The 20,343-nt window shown below is 55.1% G+C and carries 14 protein-coding genes; 8 read left to right on the top strand and 6 right to left on the bottom strand.

Annotated features, from left to right (window positions below; translation table 11 throughout):
• Nucleotides 1-13 precede the first annotated feature (13 nt).
• From RB297_RS21350 to RB297_RS21335, 4 genes are all read left to right on the top strand, one after another.
• The gene (locus RB297_RS21350; RefSeq protein ID WP_096777149.1) at nt 14-1,345 is read left to right on the top strand and encodes an ABC transporter substrate-binding protein; all 1,332 of its coding nucleotides are present in this window, start codon (nt 14-16) and stop codon (nt 1,343-1,345) included.
• 274 nt (nt 1,346-1,619) lie between these two features.
• Nucleotides 1,620-2,501 carry a carbohydrate ABC transporter permease gene (locus tag RB297_RS21345; protein ID WP_009593631.1) on the top strand — a complete coding sequence of 294 codons (882 nt, stop codon included), beginning with the start codon at nt 1,620-1,622 and terminating at the stop codon, nt 2,499-2,501.
• Nucleotides 2,502-2,513: 12 nt separating this feature from the next.
• Nucleotides 2,514-3,341: a carbohydrate ABC transporter permease gene (locus RB297_RS21340; protein WP_012818444.1), complete on the top strand. Its 828-nt coding sequence runs from the start codon at nt 2,514-2,516 to the stop codon at nt 3,339-3,341.
• A 52-nt stretch (nt 3,342-3,393) separates the two neighbouring features.
• Entirely contained in the window at nt 3,394-5,649 is a 2,256-nt protein-coding gene (locus RB297_RS21335; RefSeq protein WP_375121382.1) for an FAD-dependent oxidoreductase, read from the top strand.
• 169 nt (nt 5,650-5,818) lie between these two features.
• Here the strand turns inward: RB297_RS21335 and RB297_RS21330 are convergent, their stop codons facing one another.
• A complete protein-coding gene (locus RB297_RS21330) occupies nt 5,819-6,703 on the bottom strand; it encodes a LysR family transcriptional regulator (protein WP_375121381.1) in 885 nt (294 codons plus the stop codon).
• A 109-nt stretch (nt 6,704-6,812) separates the two neighbouring features.
• Here RB297_RS21330 and aroC point away from each other — a divergent pair, with 109 nt between their 5' ends.
• On the top strand, nt 6,813-7,871 hold the full coding sequence (aroC, locus tag RB297_RS21325; RefSeq protein WP_192570086.1) for a chorismate synthase: 1,059 nt from the start codon (nt 6,813-6,815) through the stop codon (nt 7,869-7,871).
• 109 nt (nt 7,872-7,980) lie between these two features.
• Here the strand turns inward: aroC and RB297_RS21320 are convergent, their stop codons facing one another.
• From RB297_RS21320 to RB297_RS21310, 3 genes are all read right to left on the bottom strand, one after another.
• A complete protein-coding gene (locus RB297_RS21320; RefSeq protein ID WP_096777153.1) occupies nt 7,981-9,105 on the bottom strand; it encodes an NADH:flavin oxidoreductase in 1,125 nt (374 codons plus the stop codon).
• Between the two features lie 116 nt (nt 9,106-9,221).
• Nucleotides 9,222-9,533, bottom strand: a complete 312-nt coding sequence (locus RB297_RS21315; protein ID WP_090910344.1) for an ArsR/SmtB family transcription factor — start codon at nt 9,531-9,533, stop codon at nt 9,222-9,224.
• Between the two features lie 167 nt (nt 9,534-9,700).
• Entirely contained in the window at nt 9,701-9,919 is a 219-nt protein-coding gene (locus RB297_RS21310) for a helix-hairpin-helix domain-containing protein (protein ID WP_090910343.1), read from the bottom strand.
• A gap of 317 nt (nt 9,920-10,236) precedes the next feature.
• Between RB297_RS21310 and RB297_RS21305 the strand changes: the two genes are divergently transcribed.
• Together RB297_RS21305 and fhuB are read left to right on the top strand one after the other, a co-directional pair.
• On the top strand, nt 10,237-11,271 hold the full coding sequence (locus RB297_RS21305) for an ABC transporter substrate-binding protein (RefSeq protein ID WP_375121380.1): 1,035 nt from the start codon (nt 10,237-10,239) through the stop codon (nt 11,269-11,271).
• Nucleotides 11,268-13,373, top strand: coding sequence for a Fe(3+)-hydroxamate ABC transporter permease FhuB (gene fhuB, locus RB297_RS21300; RefSeq protein ID WP_375121379.1), 2,106 nt, complete (start codon nt 11,268-11,270; stop codon nt 13,371-13,373). Before RB297_RS21305 ends, fhuB begins: the two co-directional genes overlap by 4 nt.
• 142 nt (nt 13,374-13,515) lie before the next feature.
• Here fhuB and RB297_RS21295 read toward each other — a convergent pair whose 3' ends face one another.
• On the bottom strand, nt 13,516-14,448 hold the full coding sequence (locus tag RB297_RS21295; RefSeq protein ID WP_375121378.1) for an ArsR/SmtB family transcription factor: 933 nt from the start codon (nt 14,446-14,448) through the stop codon (nt 13,516-13,518).
• Nucleotides 14,449-14,595: 147 nt separating this feature from the next.
• Between RB297_RS21295 and RB297_RS21290 the strand changes: the two genes are divergently transcribed.
• Nucleotides 14,596-17,364 (top strand): glycoside hydrolase family 2 protein, encoded by a 2,769-nt coding sequence (locus RB297_RS21290; protein ID WP_375121377.1) that lies wholly within the window; start codon nt 14,596-14,598, stop codon nt 17,362-17,364.
• Between the two features lie 156 nt (nt 17,365-17,520).
• On the opposite strand, the gene RB297_RS21285 is transcribed toward RB297_RS21290, so the two are convergent.
• Nucleotides 17,521-20,223, bottom strand: coding sequence for an S-layer homology domain-containing protein (locus tag RB297_RS21285; protein WP_375121376.1), 2,703 nt, complete (start codon nt 20,221-20,223; stop codon nt 17,521-17,523).
• Nucleotides 20,224-20,343 lie beyond the last annotated feature (120 nt).

Raw genomic sequence — 20,343 nt, 5'->3', positions numbered from 1 at the left:
GGAGGTCTCTAATGTGAGAAATAAAAAAGGATGGGCGATGCTTCTCATCGGCGTATTGCTAATGGGTCTTCTTGCAGGCTGCGGCGGCAAAACAGCGTCATCCGCGAATGAGGGACAAGGAACGGACAATTCGAAAGCGCCTTCATCAGGCGATCCGGTCAAACTAACCATGTGGGGCGGCGTACCGCCGGAGGCCGGACCGCAAGAGGTCATCGACGCGTGGAATGCCGAGCATCCCGATATTCAAGTCGAGTATGTCCGCTACGTCAATGACGATGACGGGAACCTGAAGCTCGATACAGCCATGATTACAGGGCAGGATGTCGACCTGTTCGTGAACTACACGCTTTCTCAAACGTCCAAACGGGTGGAGTCCAATTTGGCCTTGGATCTGAGCCAATTCGACGATTACAATATCGACGAGAAAATGGGGCCCGACGCCGAAGGCTGGAAAATCAACGGGAAGTATTACGGGATGCCGACCACGAAAAGCGCCTTCTTCGTCGCGCTGAACAAGGATGCCCTTGATGCGGCCGGCCTGCCCGTTCCGAAGGACTGGACGTGGGATGAACTGCGCGAATATGCCAAGAAGCTCAAAGTCGGCAATAACTACGGATTTATTCAAAATATGGAGCCGTTCGTCGATCCGATTGATTCGGTGTTATCGCAAGAGGGGTACACCAAGGCGGACGGAACTTCGAATCTGGACCACCCGCTGGTCAAAAAATGGCTGGAAACCCTGAACGTCATGATGAAGGAGGACAAGACCACGCCGCCGCTTGGAGAGCAGCTGACTTCCAAAATGCCGGTGGAGCAAGTGTTCCTGAGCGGGGAAGTGCCTATGCTGAATATCGGGGCCTGGCTGCTGCGAAGTTCGAATAACTTTACGGACTTCCCGCGCGACTTCACTATCGCGTTCGCTCAAGTGCCGAGACTAACGGACAGCGCGGACAGCTACGTGACAAGGGGCGGCCTCGGTGATTACATCTCCATTAATGCCAAATCCAAAAAACAAGCGGAAGCTTGGGAATTCCTGAAGTGGTATGCGGACGGAGGCATGGCTCCTATGGCCGCGGGCGGAAGATTGCCGGCTTCGAAGGACGCCGATCAGGATGAGGCGTTAAATAACCTGCTCGGTGATAAGAAAGACACGTATGACCTGGATTCCTTGATGCACGTCATGTTCGAAGACAAAACGCCTACGTACGTTAGGAGCTTGCCGCAAGAGGTGATGGATATGCGGGCTCAGGAGTATGAGAAGTATTTCCTTAACGCCCAATCGCTCGATCAAACGCTGGAGGCCATGGTGAACCGGCACAATACGTTTTTAAAAGAAGGCAAATAAGGAGCTGTCGGCTCCAATAGAAGGGGACTATCGCTTCGGGCGGCGGTCCCCTTTTTGTTCGGCTTCGACACTGCCTATCTCGGCATGATCCGGGCTGGGGGTTGATTGCCGCTTTTTTTCTCGTCGGCCATAGAACAAATCTACGGAGACGCTGAAATTCACAACCCTGGAATTGCATACTTCTGTAGCATAAATTCAAAGGTTTTGTTCCTTATCCCCGCTTGGTCCCGACTGCTATGCTTGAGATGAAAAAGACCAAGAGGAGTGGGGCTATGTGAAAACATCCTGGATGAAACGGCAACAGTATCTCGGCTATCTGTTTATAGGGCCAAACATGGTCGGCGTGATGCTGTTTTTTATTGTGCCAGCCTTGTATTCGTTCTATCTCATGTTTACGGACTACAAATTTATGAGCTCGGACACGAAGTTCGTGGGCCTGGCCAACATTCAAAAAATGCTGGGCGACGAGGTCTTCTACATTTCGATCAAAAATACGCTGTTCTTTCTGTTATCCGTTCCTATATCGATCGGACTGGCTTTCATCGTTGCCGTGGTTCTGAACCGCTCGGTGTATTTAAAAAAGCTGCTCCGCGCCTTATATTTCATGCCTTACATCACCAGCGGCGTCGCCGTGGCTTTCGTATGGATGCTGCTGTTCCATCCGAATAACGGCCCGATCAACGGAATCCTCAAGTCGTTCGGGATAACCAATCCCCCGGGATGGCTGTCCACCATGGATTCGTCCATGTATGCCATCGACATCATCTGGATCTGGTTCATGCTCGGTTATAACATGATCATCTACCTGGCCGCGCTGCAGGAGGTCTCAACGGAGCTGCTGGAGGCTGCCAAAATCGACGGGGCCCGCGCCTGGCAAACGGTTCGCAGCATTCTGTGGCCGCTCGTCAGCCCCACGACCTTCCTGCTGCTTATTACCGGACTCATTATGACCATCAAGCAGTTCGGGATCATTCAAGCCATTACGCAAGGGGGCCCGGGCAACAGCACCACCGTGTTATCCCTGTTCATATACCAGAATGCCTTCCGCTACTACGAAATGGGTTATGCATCCGCGATCTCCTGGGCGCTGTTCTTGATCATCATGATCTTCACCGTCATTCAATGGATCGGCCAGAAGCGCTGGGTTCACTATTAAGGAGGAAGGACAATGACCAAAGCCTTATACACCAAAATAATCGTCACGTTCATTATGCTGTTCTTCAGCGTGGTTATGATCGTTCCTTTCCTCTGGATGATCAGCACCTCGTTCAAGATGCCGGCGGAAGTATTCCAGTACCCGATTAAGTGGATTCCCGCCCAATTCATGTGGGATCATCATGTGAAAGTGTGGACCGGAGCGAACAGCTTTGGCCACTACTACCTCAACTCGCTTAAGGTCGCCTTGATCAGCACCGTCGGCGCGGTATTGCTGTCTGCTTTAGCCGCTTACGGTTTTGCCCGGATCGAGTTCAAGGGACGGAATGCCATGTTCATGATCTATTTGTCGATGATGATGGTCCCTCCTCAGGTCCTGTTTGTGCCGAAGTTCATCATGTTCGACTGGGTCGGCATTTACAACACGCATTGGGCTCTGATATTGCCGGGCGTATTCACGATATTCGGGGTGTTCATGATGCGGCAGTTCTTCCTCTCCGTACCGCATGAAATTTCGGAAGCTGCCTTTATCGACGGAGCAGGACATTTCCGCATTTTTTCCCGGATCATTCTGCCGATGGCGAAACCCTCGCTGGCCACGCTGGCCATTATCGATTTCTCCTGGCACTGGAACGATTACGAGAACGCCTTGGTATTCTTGATCGATCAGGATCTGTATACCGTTCCGCTGGGGCTGCAAAATTTCATCCTCGAAAATACGGTGGATTATAACGGCATGATGGCGGCGGCGACCGCAGGTATCATTCCGATGATTCTCGTGTTCCTGATCGGTCAGAAATATATCATTCAGGGCGTGGCGAGCTCGGCTGTAAAAGGATAGCCCATAATCCATGTCCATAGATGAGCTGGACGAAAATGAAAGGAGAAAGAGCATGAGAAACGAAACGGAAGTAAGCGACATAACGGTGATTGGCGGCGGTTTGGCAGGGGTCTGCGCGGCGGTGGCGGCCGCGAGGCTCGGACAAAAGGTAGCGCTCGTGCAGAACCGCCCGGTTCTGGGCGGCAACTCCAGCAGCGAGGTGCGCGTATGGGTATGCGGCGCGACGGCCCACGGGATCAACCGCTATGCCCGGGAAACCGGCATTATGGGCGAGATGTTCGTGGAGAACCAGTACCGGAATCCGGACGGCAACCCGTATCTATGGGATTTGATCGTGCTGGAGACCGTGCGAGCCGAGCCGAACATCACCCTGTTCTTGAATACGGACGTGCATGAGGTAGAAGCGGACGGAGATTCTGACGCGCGGCAGATCCGTTCGGTTACCGGTTGGATGATGGGCTCGGAGCGGCGCATCCGGTTTGAGAGTCCCGTGTTCCTGGATTGCACGGGGGACGGGCTGGTCGGATTCCTGGCGGGAGCGAAATACCGGCTCGGACGGGAAGCGCGCGATGAATACGGGGAAGAGTGGGCGCCGGAGACGGCGGACGATGTGACACTCGGCAGCACGCTGCTGTTCTACACGAAGGATGCCGGACATCCGGTAAAATTCGTGCCGCCCGTCTTTGCCAAGGATATTACGCAGACGCCGATCCCGATCAAACGGGTCATCCGCAGCGGCGACTCGGGCTGCCATTACTGGTGGATCGAATGGGGCGGCGAGCTCGACACCGTGCATGACAATGAGCGCATCCGCGATGAGCTGTGGTCAGTCATATATGGCATATGGGACTATATCAAAAATTCCGGCAAATTCGATGCCGCCAATATGACGCTGGAGTGGGTCGGCGCTCAGCCGGGTAAGCGGGAATACCGCCGGTTTGTCGGCGACTATGTGCTCACGCAAAACGATATTATGGCCCAAGAGCCGTTCGAGGACCGGGTGGCCTTCGGCGGCTGGTCGATCGATCTGCATCCGCCGCAGGGCATGTACGCCGAAGAGAGCGGCTCGAAGCATATGCATGCGGACGGGAATTACCATATACCGTTCCGCAGCCTGTACTCGGCGAACGTGGCCAACCTGTTGTTCGCCGGGCGCAACATCAGCGCCACCCACGTGGCCTTCGGCACCACGCGGGTGATGGCGACCTGCGCCGTCCTGGGCGAAGCGGCCGGCACGGCTGCGGCGCTGTGCGTCCAGCACGGCCTCTCCCCGGGCGAGCTGTCCCGCAGCCGGAGCGGGGAGCTTGGGCAGACGCTGCTGAAGCAGGATGCCTCCGTGCTCGGGGTTGCAAACCGCGATCCGCTGGATCTGGCCCGAAGCGCCAAGGTCAGCGCATCGTCCCACCTGTCCAGGATCGCGATCGAGGGGGCGGAGGCGCCTTACCCGCTGGAGCGGGACATCGCCGTGCTGATGCCGGCCGATCCGGGGCTGGCGGGCGAGGTGGCATGGCTGGTGGATGCGGAGCAGGAGACCGACATGATGGTGGAGGTTTGGAGCACGGGACGTCCGGAGAATTACGTGCCGGCCGCGTTAGAATTTCGCACCTCCGTCCGGATCATGCCGGGGCAGGGAAAGTGGGTCCCCGTCCAGCTTGATTGGCAGCCGGCGGAGCCGCAGAACGCCTTTATCATCGTGCGCAAAAATCCGGATCTGACGCTGTATTTGTCGTCCAAGCCGATGAGCGGGCTGCTTGCCTTCGAACGGGGGGCGCCTGCCCGCGTCTCCAAGGAGTTGGAAGACCATGATGACAGCCAGCCGGTGGTGGAGTGGAGCATGAAGGGGCTGGTCCGCAAGCTGTTCTGCCTGCGGTCGGCGATCGGTTCAAGGGCTTATCAACCGGAGCATGTCATTGATGGATACAAGCGTCCTTACGGCGGTCCGCATATGTGGGTATCGGAGCGAATCGCAGACGGGGAGACGCCTTGGTTGAAGCTGGAGTGGAAGGAAGTGCAGTCGGTCCGCGAGATTCACCTGATCTTCAACGATGATGTCAACGAGGATCTGATCAATCTGCATCATCATCGTACGCCGTTCGACATCATCCCTGAGCTGGTCCGTGCCTACAGACTAGAAGCGCTGGATTCGGAAGGGAAGTGGATCACCCTTGCCTCGGAGGCGTTGAACCGCCGCCGGAGAACTGTCCACCGTTTGGAGGAGCCCGTTCCATGCGCGGCGCTTCGATTGGTGGTGGAGCGCACGAACGGCTCTGATTATGCCGAGGTTATTGAAGTGAGGGCTTACGGTTAGTTTTCAAAGCTAACAGCTCTTGTGTGTATTCAACAGGTGCTTAGCCTGCCTGGATAGGACTTGATGAGCAGACAAGCTTATATCTGCTAAACCGTAGTCAATACAAACGAAGCAAAGGCAGCCGTTCATCCGGCTGCCTTGTTCAGTTGGGAATGTCGGCGGAAGATCGTCAGTTCTGCTGCAGCATCTCCAAAAATGCTCCTGCCGCCAGCGATGGCGACTGGTGCTTCCGAACGGCGACGCCGATATATCGATCCGGTAACCGAGTATCTGTTCGAAGCTCCAGCAAGGAACCCTCCGCGATGCGGGGCGAGACAAAGGCCCGCGGCAAGAAGGCTGTTCCATAACCGCGCTCGGCAAATTCCGCTAACATGTCCAGGCTGTTCAACTCGAAGTCGGCTTCCACTTCCACCCCTTGCGATCGGAACCACCCTTCGATGAAGGATCGGGTCGAGCTGCCAGGGGATAACAACAAGAGGGGAAGCTCCGTCAATTCTTCCGTCCGTAGAGGCCTGCGAGCCCAATCTGCGAAGGCCGTTCCAACCACGGCGCAATAAGGCGAAGTACGGGAGTCGATGATATGGATTTCCTCGTCCGATACGGGAGGGTGAACAAAGCCGAGATCCAACGAGCCTTTCTTTAAGCGCTCCACGATGCTGCTGGTTCGCTCCTGTGACAGCTGGATGCGGATGTCGGGATAGCGGGCATGGAATCGGTCGAGCAAGGAGAGGAGAAAGTCCTTAACGATAGCCCCGTTCGCGCCGATCCTCAGCCTGCCTTCGCCGAACTGCTTCAGCTTCTTCAAGCGGCGCTCGGCTGAATCGAGTTCGTTGAAGGCTTGCCGGACATGCTGATACAGGGCTTGGCCTTCTTGCGTCAGGCGGACACCCTTGGATAATCGGTCGAACAGGCCCACGCCGAGCGCTTCTTCCAGCTGTTTGATGGCATAACTCACAGAAGGCTGCGTCATATGGAGGTTTTGAGCGGCTTTCGTCAAATTGGACGTCTCGGCGGCATGCAGAAACACCCGATACCATTCGGTGTTGGCGATCATTTGTCATCAATCCTCTCTATGGCATCCCTACGATATTACGATTTCATTTATTTCAACTATACCCTTAAACTAAATGAAAAGGAATCGAAAGTATTCGGGAGGTAGGGACATGGCAGGAAGCACGTTTGGAGAACGATTGAAAATGACTACGTTCGGGGAATCGCACGGAGAAGCAGTCGGCGTCATTTTGGAGGGCGTCACGCCTGGCGTTGAGCTGGATGAGGCCTACATCCAGATTCAGATGGATCGCAGAAGGCCGGGGCAATCCTCCGTTACGACTCCCCGCAAGGAATACGATAAGATCCGCATTGTATCCGGGCTATTCGACGGGAAAACCACGGGCACGCCACTGTGCATCATGCTGAACAACACCGACATGCGCCCGTCGGCATACGACACCATCAAATCGGCCTATCGGCCCGGGCACGCGGATTTCACTTATGAGAAAAAATACGGGATACGCGACTATCGAGGAAGCGGAAGAGCTTCGGGAAGGGAGACGGCTGCGCGAGTGGCTGCCGGTGCTGTGGCGCGCAAGCTTCTGGAACGTCGGGGGGTCTCGATCCTGGCCTATACGACTGAGATCGGCGGCATCCGATGCGAGCAATTCGACGTCGATGCCATCGAACGCAATGCTGTACGGGCATGTGATCCTGAAGCGGCCGTTCGCATGATCGAGAGGATCGAACGACTGGCCGAAGAGGGCGACAGCTGCGGGGGAATCGTCGAGTGCCGTATCAGCGGAATCGCTGCGGGATTGGGAGAACCCGTATTCGACAAGCTTGACGCTGAGCTGGCGAAGGCGATGTTGTCCGTAGGAGCGATTAAGGGCATCGAATTCGGGACGGGCTTCCAAGCCGCCTCCATGCGGGGAAGCGAACATAACGACCAGATGGACGCGGAGGGATTTCGGACGAACCATGCCGGCGGGATCATCGGCGGGATCAGCACCGGGGCGGACATCGTGTTCCGAGTCGTCGTCAAGCCGACTTCCTCTATTTCGATTCCCCAACGGACAGTCGATGTGGAGGGTAATGAACGGGAGATAACGACGATCGGCAGGCACGATCCCTGCATCTGTCCCCGTGTCGTACCCGTGATCGAAGCGATGGCTTGCATGGTCATCGAGGATCATTACAAACGTCAAGCCGCTTTGCATGACGAATAGCCATGAACAGCATACGGCAAAAAAACCGGAAGCAGTCTGCTTCCGGTTTTGTATTTGAAGATCTAATGCGGCGCTCAGGTCCCAAGGGGGCTGGGGAGCTGAAATCGCATTAAACCAGGGTTTGCAAGGATTCCGGCGTGAAAGGGGCAAGCTCGTCGAAACGCCCGTCTCGAACCTTGGCAGCCCATTGCGGATCCGCCAGCAGAGCACGGCCGACGGCAACCAGGTCAAATTCATTTTCCTCAAGACGATTCAGCAGCTCTTCGAGGTCTCTTTGGCCGGCACCCTTACCTTGGGTGAAGAGGCTGGTGAATACTTCATCGAGACCGACGGAACCGACGGTGATGACCGTTTTTCCAGTCAGCTTCTTGGCCCATCCGGCAAAGTTCAGGTCAGAGCCTTCAAATTCAGGCTCCCAGAAGCGGCGGGTCGAGCAGTGGAATATGTCGACGCCAGCGTCTGACAGCGCGGTTAACAACTGCCCTAGCTTTTCAGGCGTATCTGCCAGCTTGGCTTCATATTGGGTCGTCTTCCATTGGGATAGACGGATGGCAACAGGGAAGTCAGGACCCACCGCTTGACGGACTGCCTTTACGACTTCGATCGCAAAGCGGGCACGCTTCAGCATGTCGCCTCCGTATTCATCGGTACGCCGGTTCGTTCTTTCCCAAAGGAATTGGTCGATCAGGTAACCGTGGGCACCATGGATTTCTACGCCGTCAAAGCCAAGGCGTTTGGCATTCGCGGCTGCATCGGCATAAGCTTGAATCACCTGCTCGATTTCATCCTTGGTCATGGGTTTCGTGACGACGTTGCCGTCCAGGTCAAGTCCGGATGGCCCGATCGGAAGTGCTTCCGGGTTAGGCTCGGCACCTAGCGGTCTTGTCATGCCGATGTGCCAAATTTGCGGCATGATCTTACCGCCGGCTTCATGGACCTGACGGACCACCTCGGCCCAGCCGTTCAATGCGGCCTCTCCATGGAAATTAGGTATATTAGGGTTATCGGTAGCCGCCGGGTGGTTAATCAGCGTTCCTTCGGTAATGATCAATCCGACGCCGTTCTCCGCACGCCGGCGGTAGTAAGCGGCCACATCCGGGCCCGGAACGCCATTCGGGGAGAAGCCTCGGGTCATGGGAGCCATCACCACGCGGGAAGGCAGGGTAAGGTTACCGATGGTATAGGGCTCGAATAGGGATGCGGTGGATCGGATACTTTGATTTTGGTTGCTCATGTATGGAATCCTCCAATATGTTTAATATGCTTTTCTGTATTTTCATAAAAATAGATATATATGATAAAAAGAAAGAGCTTTTAAGCTTAATCTTCAGGTTGATTTGCTTTTTAAGCCTAAAGCTCTTCCTTGAGTTGTTCGATAAAACGCTTAATGCCCTCCTCATTACGTCTGTAATATGTCCACTGGCCCGCTCGATGGGATTCCAGTAGACCAGCCTTTTGCAATTTTACGAGGTAGCCAGAAACGACCGACTGAGCGAGTCCTGTTTTTTCTGAAATGGAGCCCACGCAGATACCGCCATGAAAATCACATTTGGAAGGCATGTGCTCCTGCGGATCAAAATGTTCTTCCGGGTGCTTCAGCCACTCCAGGATTTTGAACCGGGACTCGTTTGATAGTGCTTTGATGGTTTGTAAGGTATCCATAAGCTCATTATATCTATTTTTATAGAAATGTAAATATGTTTTTTGTGAATGTTCTACCTTCGGTAAGGTTCGACGTATAGGAGCAAACATAAACGTGATGGATCCCTGAACCCTTTTGCGGCTTGGGGATCCATCCTATGCAGGTACCTTATGTATTCACTCTTTTTTTATTCTTTGAAGGCCAGACCCTTCTCGGCCAAAGCGGCGCGCAATACTCCGATCGCCTTTGGACCAACTCCGTGAAGAGCAAGCAGTTCTTTCTCCGTCGCCCGGGTAAGATCGGCAAGCCGATGATAGCCGGCAACGATCAGGGCTCGCCGTGCCGGATTGCCGGCTTTAACGGGAAAGTCGCTCTCGGCCGCAGCTGCAGGGGGGTTGTCACGCATGGAAATCCCTCACTTTTTCGGTTATTTGTCAAAAGAGCCACGGACTTCCGTGGATGAGTCGATGGCTGAGATTAAGCGTGCATAAAACAATCAGTAAGATTATGTTACAGAATGACTTGGCTGTAAAGAGTTAATCCGATCTTCATGGCGAAAAGTAAACGATTCATGAAGGGTTCAGATAATCTTCATAAATCTATTGACATTATCAATGAGAATGATTATCATTGTGCTGAGTATTGATAATGATAATTGTTCTCAATAATTATTATTAATAAACAATATCTACAATACATAGAGGGTATAGGGGGAGAAATTCAATGCGGAGTATGAAGGGTCTGGTATTTATTGTATTGATATTTGCTGTGGTTTTAGCCGGCTGCGGCGGGGGGGCGGCATCCAATGAAGGAAGCGGCTCCACGGCAGCGCAGAATTCGGATCAAGGGGCCGCCCAAGGCGGGGATAAAACCGAGGCCGCGCCGGAAACCCGAACCATCAAGCACGCGATGGGCGAAACGAAAATTACGGGTGTTCCGAAGCGCGTGGTGGCGCTGGAATGGCTTTATGCAGAAGATGTTCTTGCGCTGGGTGTTCAGCCTGTCGGCATTGCAGACATCGAAGGGATGAAACAGTGGGTGAACATTCCGGTGGAGATCGGTTCGGACGTAACCGATGTCGGCACTCGTCAAGAGCCGAATCTAGAGCTTATCGCTTCATTGAAGCCGGACCTGATCATCGGTTTGAAATCCAATCTTGAAGCCGGTTTTGAAACGTACAACAGCATTGCGCCAACATTGGTGTTTGATCCTTATCCGGCTGAGGGACAAGGGGATCAGTATGAAGAAATGATCAATACCTTTAATACGATTGCTGACGTGCTTGATAAAAAAGACGAAGCCGCAAAAGTGCTTGGCGATTTGGATCAAACCTATGCCGATGCCAAAGCCAAGCTTGAAGCTGCGGGCATGACGGAAAAACCGTTTGCGCTGGCGATGGGTTACAGCAACCAGAATGCGGCGGTATTCCGAATATCGACGGATAATTCCCTCGCCGTAAAAATTCTTGAGCACATCGGGCTGACCAACGCCCATAAGCCGGGTCAATTTGAGGTCTACGGATTCACCACTGCGGACGTCGAGGCGCTGCCGGCTCTTCAGGACGCGAATTTCCTGCACATTATCCAGGACAGTGATAACGTTATCGAGAATCAATTGAAGGACAATCCGGTTTGGAAAGGCCTGAACTTTGTTAAAGAAGACCGCGTGTATGCACTTGGCGGTGACAGGTGGCCTTACGGCGGCCCGTTGTCTGCCCAGACCATGGCTCAAAAGACAGCTGACCTGCTCACGCAATGAGTTTCGGCGAGAAACCGGCTCAAGGCTCCACGCCGGTGAGCATCCATCCGGCCCCGCCTGTTGCCTCAGGTAGGGGCTGGAAGCCGTTATGGATGCTGGCTGGAGGCCTTGCGGCACTGCTATTTCTTACGTTTATCAGCTTAACGCAAGGGCTTGCGGATATATCGGTCAAAACGGTTGTGCAGGCGCTGGTGTCTCCGCAGGATATTGCAGATCACCACCTGATCCGCAGCGTGCGCCTTCCGCGAACGGTCATGGGCCTGCTGGCGGGCGCGGCCTTGGCGGTGTCCGGCGTGCTTATGCAGACCGTAACGCGCAACCCGCTTGCTTCGGAGACGACGCTTGGCGTGAATGCGGGCGCTTATTTGGCTGTCGTGGCCGGGATGATCTTCTGGCCGGGATTGCTGCACCAATATGCCCTTCCACTGGCAGTGGCAGGCGGAACGCTGGCGGCTGTAGCCGTCTATGCGCTGGCTGGCAGGACGCAAGGCTCTCCCTTGCGGATTGCATTGTCCGGCATGATCGTAACCCTGGTCCTATCGTCCGTCACGAGTGCGCTGCTGCTGTTGAATCAGCAGACAACACAGGGCATTTTACTGTGGGGTTCTGGCTCGCTGATCCAGAACGATTGGGATGGCGTAGCTTTTTCATGGCCGTGGATCATCGGCGGGTTAGTCGTGTTATGCATGGCGGTACGCCAATGGGACATCCTCACGCTCAATGAGGAATCGGCGCGCTCCCTCGGCCAAAAGGTCGGTACCACCCGCTTGCTTGCCATGGGGGCAGCTATCGTGCTGGCCTGCGTGACCGTGAGCGTAGTCGGTCCGATCGGCTTTATCGGGTTGATTGCTCCCCATTTGGTCCGCTTGTCCGGCGTAGTCCGGCATGCAGGGTTAATTCCGCTGGCCGCGTTATGGGGCTCTGCTCTGCTTGTCGGGGCCGACACGGTGGCCAGGATGTTCGTGAACGCCTACGGGGAACTCCCGGTCGGAGCCATTACGGCCATGATCGGTGCCCCTTGCCTGATCTGGCTTGCGCTTCGGGTATCCCGCTCGTTGATCGGGGGACGCGGAGCCTCGGGGGGATCGATGATGGCGGGCACAAGCCTGCGCCGGATTCCGTATCCGGTCCTGGTTGCACTGTTCAGCGTGCTGCTGGTGCTCGTCTGGGTGTTCAGTCTGGTGAGCGGCAGCTTGCGCATCCCCTTTACGGAAGTGGTGGCCGTGCTTACCGGAGGCGGCGAGGAGATGTATCGCCAAATTCTGCTGGACTTCCGCCTGCCAAGGCTGCTCACGGCCGGCTTGTCCGGCATAGCGCTGGCCGTCAGCGGCAGCCTGCTGCAGAATGCGGTACGCAACCCGCTGGGAGATCCCCAGGTGATCGGGGTAACCAGCGGGGCCGGAGCCGGGGCGCTGCTCCTGATGGTAGGCTTCCCGCAATTGTCGGCCGGCTGGGTACCGGTCGGCGCGGTGATCGGGGGAATGGCTGCTGCGGCTTTGGTATACGCAGTGTCCTGGAAGAGAGGGCTTCACCCGACAATTCTTACGCTGGTCGGCATTGCCGTCGCCGCGCTGGGTTCGGCCATCATCAATTTGATGATTGTCTATGCGAAGGTCGACGTTGCGCCCGCTTTATCCTGGATGGCGGGGAGTACCTATAACCGGGGCTGGACGGAGGTGCAGCGGATTGTTCCGGCGATCCTCATCCTGCTGCCTTTGGCGGCATGGCTCGGACGGAAGGTGGATCTGCTGACGTTTAACGAAGAAAGCTCCACCGGACTTGGACTGAATGTGCGGAATACCCGGATGTATGTCGCCATCATTGCGGTGCTGCTGGCTTCCATCGCTGCCGCGAACGTCGGCTCGGTCGGTTTTATCGGGCTGCTTGCGCCGCATGCCGCCAGAATGCTGGTCGGTGCCCGTCACCGGCAATCGATGGTGATTGCGGCGCTGCTCGGCGGAATTCTGCTGGCCGGGGCAGACTGGATCGGTAGGGTGGTCATCATTCCGAAGGAGCTGCCTTCGGGTATCGTTACCGCGCTCCTGGGAGCACCGTATCTGTTATATTTAATGGGGAAATCCAATAAACTGAAGAAGAAATAAACCGTTAGGATTATAATAGCGAAAGAGGCTATTCCATCGTCGCCAAGGGGTGACATGGAATAGCCTTTTTGCGTACCATCGCCCCTGGACTGCCGGGGGTGGACAAGCTGACGATCGTTCCGTTCGTCGTGGCGTATGAGGATCAGGCTTCCGTGTACCGCACAAACGACAGGATGATATCCTGCGGATGATCACCGAAGCCCGAACCGTATAGATTCAGTCCGTTTGGATATTCCGCGTCTTTTTTCACCTCAAAGCGGACGCGGATCGGCCGGTTAAAGGCAAGGTCCAGCGAATCGATGGTCGTGGCACTGGATGCATGGCCGTCGACCTGGCTGCCTTGTTTCGTCACGCGCCATTCCGTCAGCATGCCGTACTCGCTGCCGCTCCTCCATTTATCCGGGGTAAGCTTCCCTTTGCGGTCGCCAAAATCACCGGGGCTTCTCCAAGTGCCTACCGAAAGATCGTTGATGCTGACGGTGATGTCGGACGGCCATTCCTGCTGGAAGGAAGGCGCCTCGGAGCTTAGTTCCGCGCGGATGCGCAGCTCATCGAGGGCCGCACCGGGCGGCATGGGGTTCGAAAAATAATATTCGATGTATCCCGCCCCCGAGAACCAGAGGAGCGCAGCCTCCGTTCGTTCCGGCATGTAAAAGGCGCGCGGATCGTCAGGCGATCCGATCAGCGAGCCGTCCCGAGCCGCCATGCCGCACGTAGGCTCGATGAAGCAGTGGGAAAACATGCCGATCGGCATGTGGATTTCTTCCGTGCGCTGCAGCCCTTCTCCCGGCTTCGAGGGCAGCTCGAGAAGAATGGAGCGGCAGGTGACGGCGCAGATTTTTTCCCGATTCGCACCTTGCGAAGAGACGATCAGCTCGGCTTGCTCCAGCATTTGGACATTAATGGACACCGTAGGCTGGGCAATCCCCAGCGCCTCCGCCAACTGACCGACGCTCATCGGTTTATCGCCGAGCGCTTCAAGGATGCGGACCCGGACATCGCTGGATAAGGCTTTGGCGACTTCCACGATCCGGGATGCCGGATAACGGTTGGTTTCCAGCTTCGATTCGTTCATAATTCCCTTCCTTTACTGAAGCGTTATAGTGACTCCAAGTGTACAATAAATTTGTTATATTGTAAAAATATAATGTACATTGCAATAATTATATATAGATGCTAGAATAGGGGCAAATTCAGAACAAGGAAAGGTTGTGTTCGCTTCATGAAGATTCCTGTGGCAGCGCCCATCGGTACGGACATTCCACGTCCCGAGTATCCGAGACCGGATTTTGAACGAAAAGACTGGCTGAATTTGAACGGGCGGTGGTCGTTCACGCTCGAGACCGGCGGCGCTTTGGAGCAAGGCGGCGCGGGCTCGAAACGGTTGCAAGGGGGAGACGCTGGTCTTTTTGATTCGGAGATCACGGTGCCGTTCTCGTGGGTCAGTCCCTTATCTGGCATTGCACGAGACGAGAAGGGAGTTGGCTGGTATCGCCGGTCCGTGAGATGGGAGCCGGCCGAGAAGCAATCACGGATCTTCCTGCGATTCGGCGCCGTGGATTATTTGTGCGACGTATGGGTCAACGGAAAGCATGTCGGCTCGCATCAAGGCGGATACGGAACCTTCGAGTTTGAGGTGACAACCGTTTGGAATACGGAACAAGACAATATTCTCGTGGTTCGTGCCGAGGATTACGACCATAACTACCAAGCCCGCGGGAAACAGGGGTACGGCGAGATCAGAGGGATTTGGCAGCCGGTTTGGCTGGAGGCCCGGCCGCAAACCTACTTGGAGCAAGCAACCTTTACGACTTCCATGGACGGCCGCATCGAATTGAAGTCCAAAATCCAGGCGCAGGAAGCAGGCACCGTGACACTTGGGCTCTCGTTCGCTGGGGGTTCGATCACCCATCAGGCGGAGTGGGAGCTGCAAGAAGGCGCGAATGAACGGATAACGGTGTTCCAGGTTGACGATCCGCAGCTTTGGAGTCCCGAAACCCCGCATTTATACGAGGGGGAGCTGCGCCTGGCGGGTTCCGCCGGCGAGGATGTCGTTCATACTTATTTTGGGATACGCGAGATCGGGACGGCGAAGTTCGACGGCCGGGATTACCGCTGGATTACGTTGAACGGGAAGCCGGTTTATTTAAACGGAACGCTGGACCAGTCTTACCATCAGACGGGATTCTTCACTTACCCGACGGATACGGAGATGCGGGACGAGATTTACCTGATGAAACGGCTCGGACTGAACTTCGTGCGGATTCATATTAAGCCGGAGGAGCCCCGCAAGCTGTATTGGGCGGATAAACTCGGGATTCTGGTAATGGAGGATATGCCGTGCTTCTGGGGCAACCCGGACGAGACGGCGCGTTCCGCCTATGAGCGCGAGGCGCTGGAAGTGATTGAACGGGACCGGAATCATCCGTCGATTTTTTCGTGGGTTATGTTTAACGAAACTTGGGGGCTTCGCACGGATAGCGAGGCTGCCGGCCTGACAGGCGGCGAAGGACAGCAACATTATTATCTCCCGGAGACGCAGGAGTGGGTGCGGGAGAAGTACCGCTGGGCCAAGAGTGTTGACCCTACCCGGATCGTGGAGGACAATTCGCCATGCAATTATGATCATGTGGAGACAGATATCAACACTTGGCATTTTTATATCAACGGTTATGAACCGCTGCGTAATCATATCGAGGAAATTGTACAGAAGACGTATCCTGGATCGGAGCATAACTACATCGGCGGCAACCAGCAAGGCGATGCTCCGCTCATGAACAGCGAATGCGGAAATGTGTGGGGAATCGACGGGGGAGCCGGGGACAGCGATCTCGCATGGCACTATCGTTACATGCTCAACGAATTCCGCCGCCATGATAAGCTGTGCGGCTTCGTGTTCACGGAATTCCGCGACGTCACGAACGAGTTCAACGGCTATTATCGGCTGGATGGGACGGACAAAAAATTCGGGTACGAGGATTTTGTGCCAGGCATGACAATCGCCGATCTGCACACGCCGGACTTTATCGTGATCGACGCACCGCCGTGCCAGACGCTGGACCAAGGGGCTGAGAAGACCATACCGCTGCTGCGTTCCAGTTATTCGGATCAATATCACGGGCAGAAGCTGACCGTTGCCTGGGAATTATCCTATGACCGGCTTGGCACGAAGGTCGTGGCGGATCAAGGAACCCTGGAAGTGGCATGGGACGGCTACGGCGTGGCGCCGCTGACCGAACTGCAGCTTCGCATGCCGGAGACCGATGCGGTCGCGATCCTCGGTGTTCGTCTCCTGAATGCAGGAGGCGTCGTCGTAACGCGTAACTTTACCACGTTTGATGTGCGTGGTGCAGAGGAACAAGGGAACGATGGAGCGGATGTCACTACCTTAAGCATTCCCGTCAACTCGTTCCGTGAGCAAAGCTTTGCCTACATGTGGGAGGCGCTTCTAGGCTCCAAAGTAAACGGCGGCGGTGAAGGGCGGTTCGTCTATGACGTGCAGCTGCCGGACCGTGAGGAACAGCCGCTGATCCGCGATATCGACATTGTTTTCGAGGCAGGCGCGAAGCGCTTATTGGCAAGAAATATCGAGGGCGCGCGGCATCGCGCTCACGGAATCGACTTTATGCACGGGGCGTCGGCGGACGTGGAATATAATCCAAGCACCTATTATATGACGGATGAAGAGCTGCATGAATCCCGTGTATCGGTGTGGGTGGACGATGTCAAAATCGGCGAGGCCGTGCTCGCGGATGACCCTGCCGACAGCCGGGGCGTGCTGTCGTGGCACTATCAGCCGGTTCATAACCTTCTGGAAGAGGCCGGTTCGTACGGCTATCTGTGCCAGGCGCAGGTGCCGGGCAGACTCGCGGCAGAGCTGGACCGCAAGCGGAGCTTCCGTCTGGAGCTGCGCACCGAGGAGGGCGGCATCAGTTTGTATGGTCGGAATGCAGGCCGTTATCCGATCGATTTGCTGGTACGGTGCCGGTGATATAAGAAAGGTTGATGAATGGCAGCCTTGAGTTTAGTGGTGAGGAATATGGGAGGCGATCAAATGCGACCGGCCCATGGACCGACCCAGGGAACAGCAAAGGAGCATCGTTGTAGCGTACGCTACAACGATGCTCCTCTTTTAGTTAACTCCTACTTACGGAGTCGGCTGCCAGGTTTCAGACGGCGTAAACCCGTCAGCAACATGGTCCTGGTCGAACTCCAGGATGGTGACGTATTGACCGATGATGTTGCGATTTTCATCGTATAGACTTAGGTACACGACTTTATCGTTGACTATTTTTTCATTATCATAGTCGGATTGGTGGTAGTATCCCCCTGTGAGCTGTACCTCTCCCGAACCGGATGGAATCGGGCGCAAGCTGCTCATTTGGTAAGCTTGGTACCCGTACGGCTGCAAATTGCCCTTCAATTCGTCTACGCTCAATCCCGAAGGGAGCGAGGAGGTCGGCATGTACATCTCATACGACCCTTCCACGAAGAATTTGGCTGTCGGAAACTCGGCGCGAAGCTTGGACATGTCCGCGTAGACGAGATAACCGTACTTAAACGGCGTGGTGAAGTTTCCTCCGCTCAAGAAGAAATCGATCAATTCCTGCTTGGTAACGGCAGAAGCCCGCAATCCGATGTCGTTGGTCAGCATCGGCGCCGTTATGAAATCGTATTGATAATCTCCGGAGTCTACAACCGCACCGTCGCGAAGAATCTCTACCCTCCAGGTACCTACGGTATCCTTAGCAAATTTGCCGTCCGGCAGGTTACAGCTGGTATATTGGCAGGTCAGGAACGGCGTGGAAGCGTTCGGCTCATATAAGAGAACCGTGTACAGTTCCCCCAGCTTGATTCCGCCTACATTGCCTTTAATGAGGTTGTAGTACATCTTTTCCCCTACCAGCACTCCGTTGTTGCTGTGCGTCCCCTTGTGGGAACCAATCTTTAGACCCTCTTGGATCGTTCTTGGGTATTGAATGAAAATTTCGTAGACCTTCTTGCCGATTCCGTCTCCGCTCGTGACGGTCAAGCGAACCCGTACATCCTTCATGCCTTTGATCTCCAGGTTGAATGCAGGATTCTCGTCGGTGATCGTCCCGGAAGCCAAGGTATTCGCTCCATCCTCCCAGACGGTATAGTCTACCTTGTGGTAAGTCGCTTTCGTGACCGATACCGTAGCCGGTACGGGCTGAGTCATACTGCGGTCCGTCACGATGCTGTATTCGAACGTGTCCGGACTAAAGCCGGTGACTCCCGTAGTGTACTCGTTCGCATCCAATTGGTTCATGGTGAAGCCGGATACGGTGAGATCCACCAGGCGGGCGTCTCTGCACTGGTCTGCCGTTCCTGTGCAAGGAACGGGTTCTCCGCCGTTTCCGCCACCGTTGCCTGGTCCCGGGTTGCTCCCATTATTGCCGCTGTCGTTTCCGCCGGAGCCGCCATCCACCACACCGCCGCCATTGTTGCTGCTGTTGTTGCCGCTGTTATTGCCGCTGCCCGTGGTGCTGCCGCTTGCGGGCGGTGCTGTTATTGTGTTTGCCGCATCGCCGGCAACCGCGCCAGGGCGCTTCTGGAATGTAGAGCCGGCGGCATCCGCGTTAACCGTTGCATTGGCGATGGTGCCTTGACCAAGCAGTTTGGCAACGGCGTTCAGAACGAGATCCATGACCGAAGCATTGGCATTGACGTTGATCTCCGTATTTTTTGCTCCTTCTTCCACGTTCAACTGCTTAACGGACCCGCTAGGGATGCTGACTTTGATGTCCGATGAAAGCACGCGAACATCCTCGAATTGGCCGACAAGCTGAACCTCGGAGCCTTGAGGCATGTTCTTCGCGATTTCCACATTGGCGAACCCGCTGTCGGTCACGCTGGATTCCTCAAGCTTGACCGGAGAATGGACAACCACATGCTGAATCGCGGATTCACCGACGACAACGACACGCACGGTGCCGGTTTGCTTGTCAACGGATACGCGTACCAATACAGAGTCCTCGAAGTGGACCGAGTTGGCTCCGCCGCCTTGAATGGTCGTGGTACCTTTGACGTTTACTTTTTTGAAGAAGGCATCACCCTCTCCGACGGCCTCGGTCAGCGTAAGATTCCCTTCGATCACCACATTTTGAAGGGTAACGCCCGGCGCGGCTACGATGACATTCCCTTTGATCGTTTCGACGCCGGCAGTCGGTCCGTAAGTTCCAGCCTTATCGTATGTAATATCCGTCGGAACCTTGTACTCCAGTGATTTATCGAGCAGGGTAACGGCCTCCGCGCGAGTAAGTTTGCCCTGCGGATTAAAGTTCCCTTTGGCGTTGCCGGTGATAACGGCTTTCTCAGCCAAGGCGGAAACCGCCGGTTTACTCCACTTGGAAATGGAGGAGTCGTCCTTAAAATCGGTTGCAGGCACGGTTTCGGCGGAGACAAGCTCCGTCAATTTGGCCACCATGACGGCGGCCTCTTCGCGGGTAACCGTATGGTCCGGGCGAACCGTATTGTCGTTATATCCATCGATGTAGCCTGCTTTCACGGCTCTGGCGATTTGGTCATAAGCCCAATGAGAAGTTTCCAAGTCCTTAAACGAGATGCTGCTTGGTTCGGATACTTCAAAAGAACGGTTGATCAGCGTTACCAATTCGGCCCGCGTTACAGGACGATCGGGGTTAAATTTCCCGTTGTAGCCCTGAAGCAGACCCTGATCGGACCAGCTGCGCAGCCGGGTTTCCGCCCAATGTCCTTGAAGATCGTCCGCATTCGGTTGTGCGGCCCATGCCGTCGTCATGATGGACAGCGAGAAGATGAGCATGATCATGACAAAGACGGGTTTCTTTAGTGCTTTCGTGATGTGCATTCTAGTAGCCTCCTGGTAAGATTTTATATGAATATAGTTCTTAAAACCCTCTTCAATCATTGCTAAATACCTAATATGAGATTAAAATACTAGGACTATGTTATTATATTTTGGAATATT

The organism is Paenibacillus sp. CR_12 (assembly GCF_041953985.1).
GTDB lineage: Bacteria > Bacillota > Bacilli > Paenibacillales > Paenibacillaceae > Paenibacillus_AQ > Paenibacillus_AQ lautus_A.
The sequence above is the reverse complement of the archived record's forward strand: the minus strand, read 5'-3'. Positions and strand labels throughout refer to the sequence as shown.

What these genes read in the sequence shown, in the direction of transcription:
- RB297_RS21320 (WP_096777153.1), bottom strand. Translation starts at nt 9,105, where the DNA reads ATGAGCAACCAAAATCAAAGTATCCGATCCACCGCATCCCTATTCGAG.
- aroC (WP_192570086.1), top strand. Translation starts at nt 6,813, where the DNA reads ATGGCAGGAAGCACGTTTGGAGAACGATTGAAAATGACTACGTTCGGG.
- RB297_RS21285 (WP_375121376.1), bottom strand. Translation starts at nt 20,223, where the DNA reads ATGCACATCACGAAAGCACTAAAGAAACCCGTCTTTGTCATGATCATG.
- RB297_RS21315 (WP_090910344.1), bottom strand. Translation starts at nt 9,533, where the DNA reads ATGGATACCTTACAAACCATCAAAGCACTATCAAACGAGTCCCGGTTC.
- RB297_RS21335 (WP_375121382.1), top strand. Translation starts at nt 3,394, where the DNA reads ATGAGAAACGAAACGGAAGTAAGCGACATAACGGTGATTGGCGGCGGT.
- RB297_RS21290 (WP_375121377.1), top strand. Translation starts at nt 14,596, where the DNA reads ATGAAGATTCCTGTGGCAGCGCCCATCGGTACGGACATTCCACGTCCC.
- fhuB (WP_375121379.1), top strand. Translation starts at nt 11,268, where the DNA reads ATGAGTTTCGGCGAGAAACCGGCTCAAGGCTCCACGCCGGTGAGCATC.
- RB297_RS21340 (WP_012818444.1), top strand. Translation starts at nt 2,514, where the DNA reads ATGACCAAAGCCTTATACACCAAAATAATCGTCACGTTCATTATGCTG.
- RB297_RS21295 (WP_375121378.1), bottom strand. Translation starts at nt 14,448, where the DNA reads ATGAACGAATCGAAGCTGGAAACCAACCGTTATCCGGCATCCCGGATC.
- RB297_RS21305 (WP_375121380.1), top strand. Translation starts at nt 10,237, where the DNA reads ATGCGGAGTATGAAGGGTCTGGTATTTATTGTATTGATATTTGCTGTG.
- RB297_RS21330 (WP_375121381.1), bottom strand. Translation starts at nt 6,703, where the DNA reads ATGATCGCCAACACCGAATGGTATCGGGTGTTTCTGCATGCCGCCGAG.
- RB297_RS21310 (WP_090910343.1), bottom strand. Translation starts at nt 9,919, where the DNA reads ATGCGTGACAACCCCCCTGCAGCTGCGGCCGAGAGCGACTTTCCCGTT.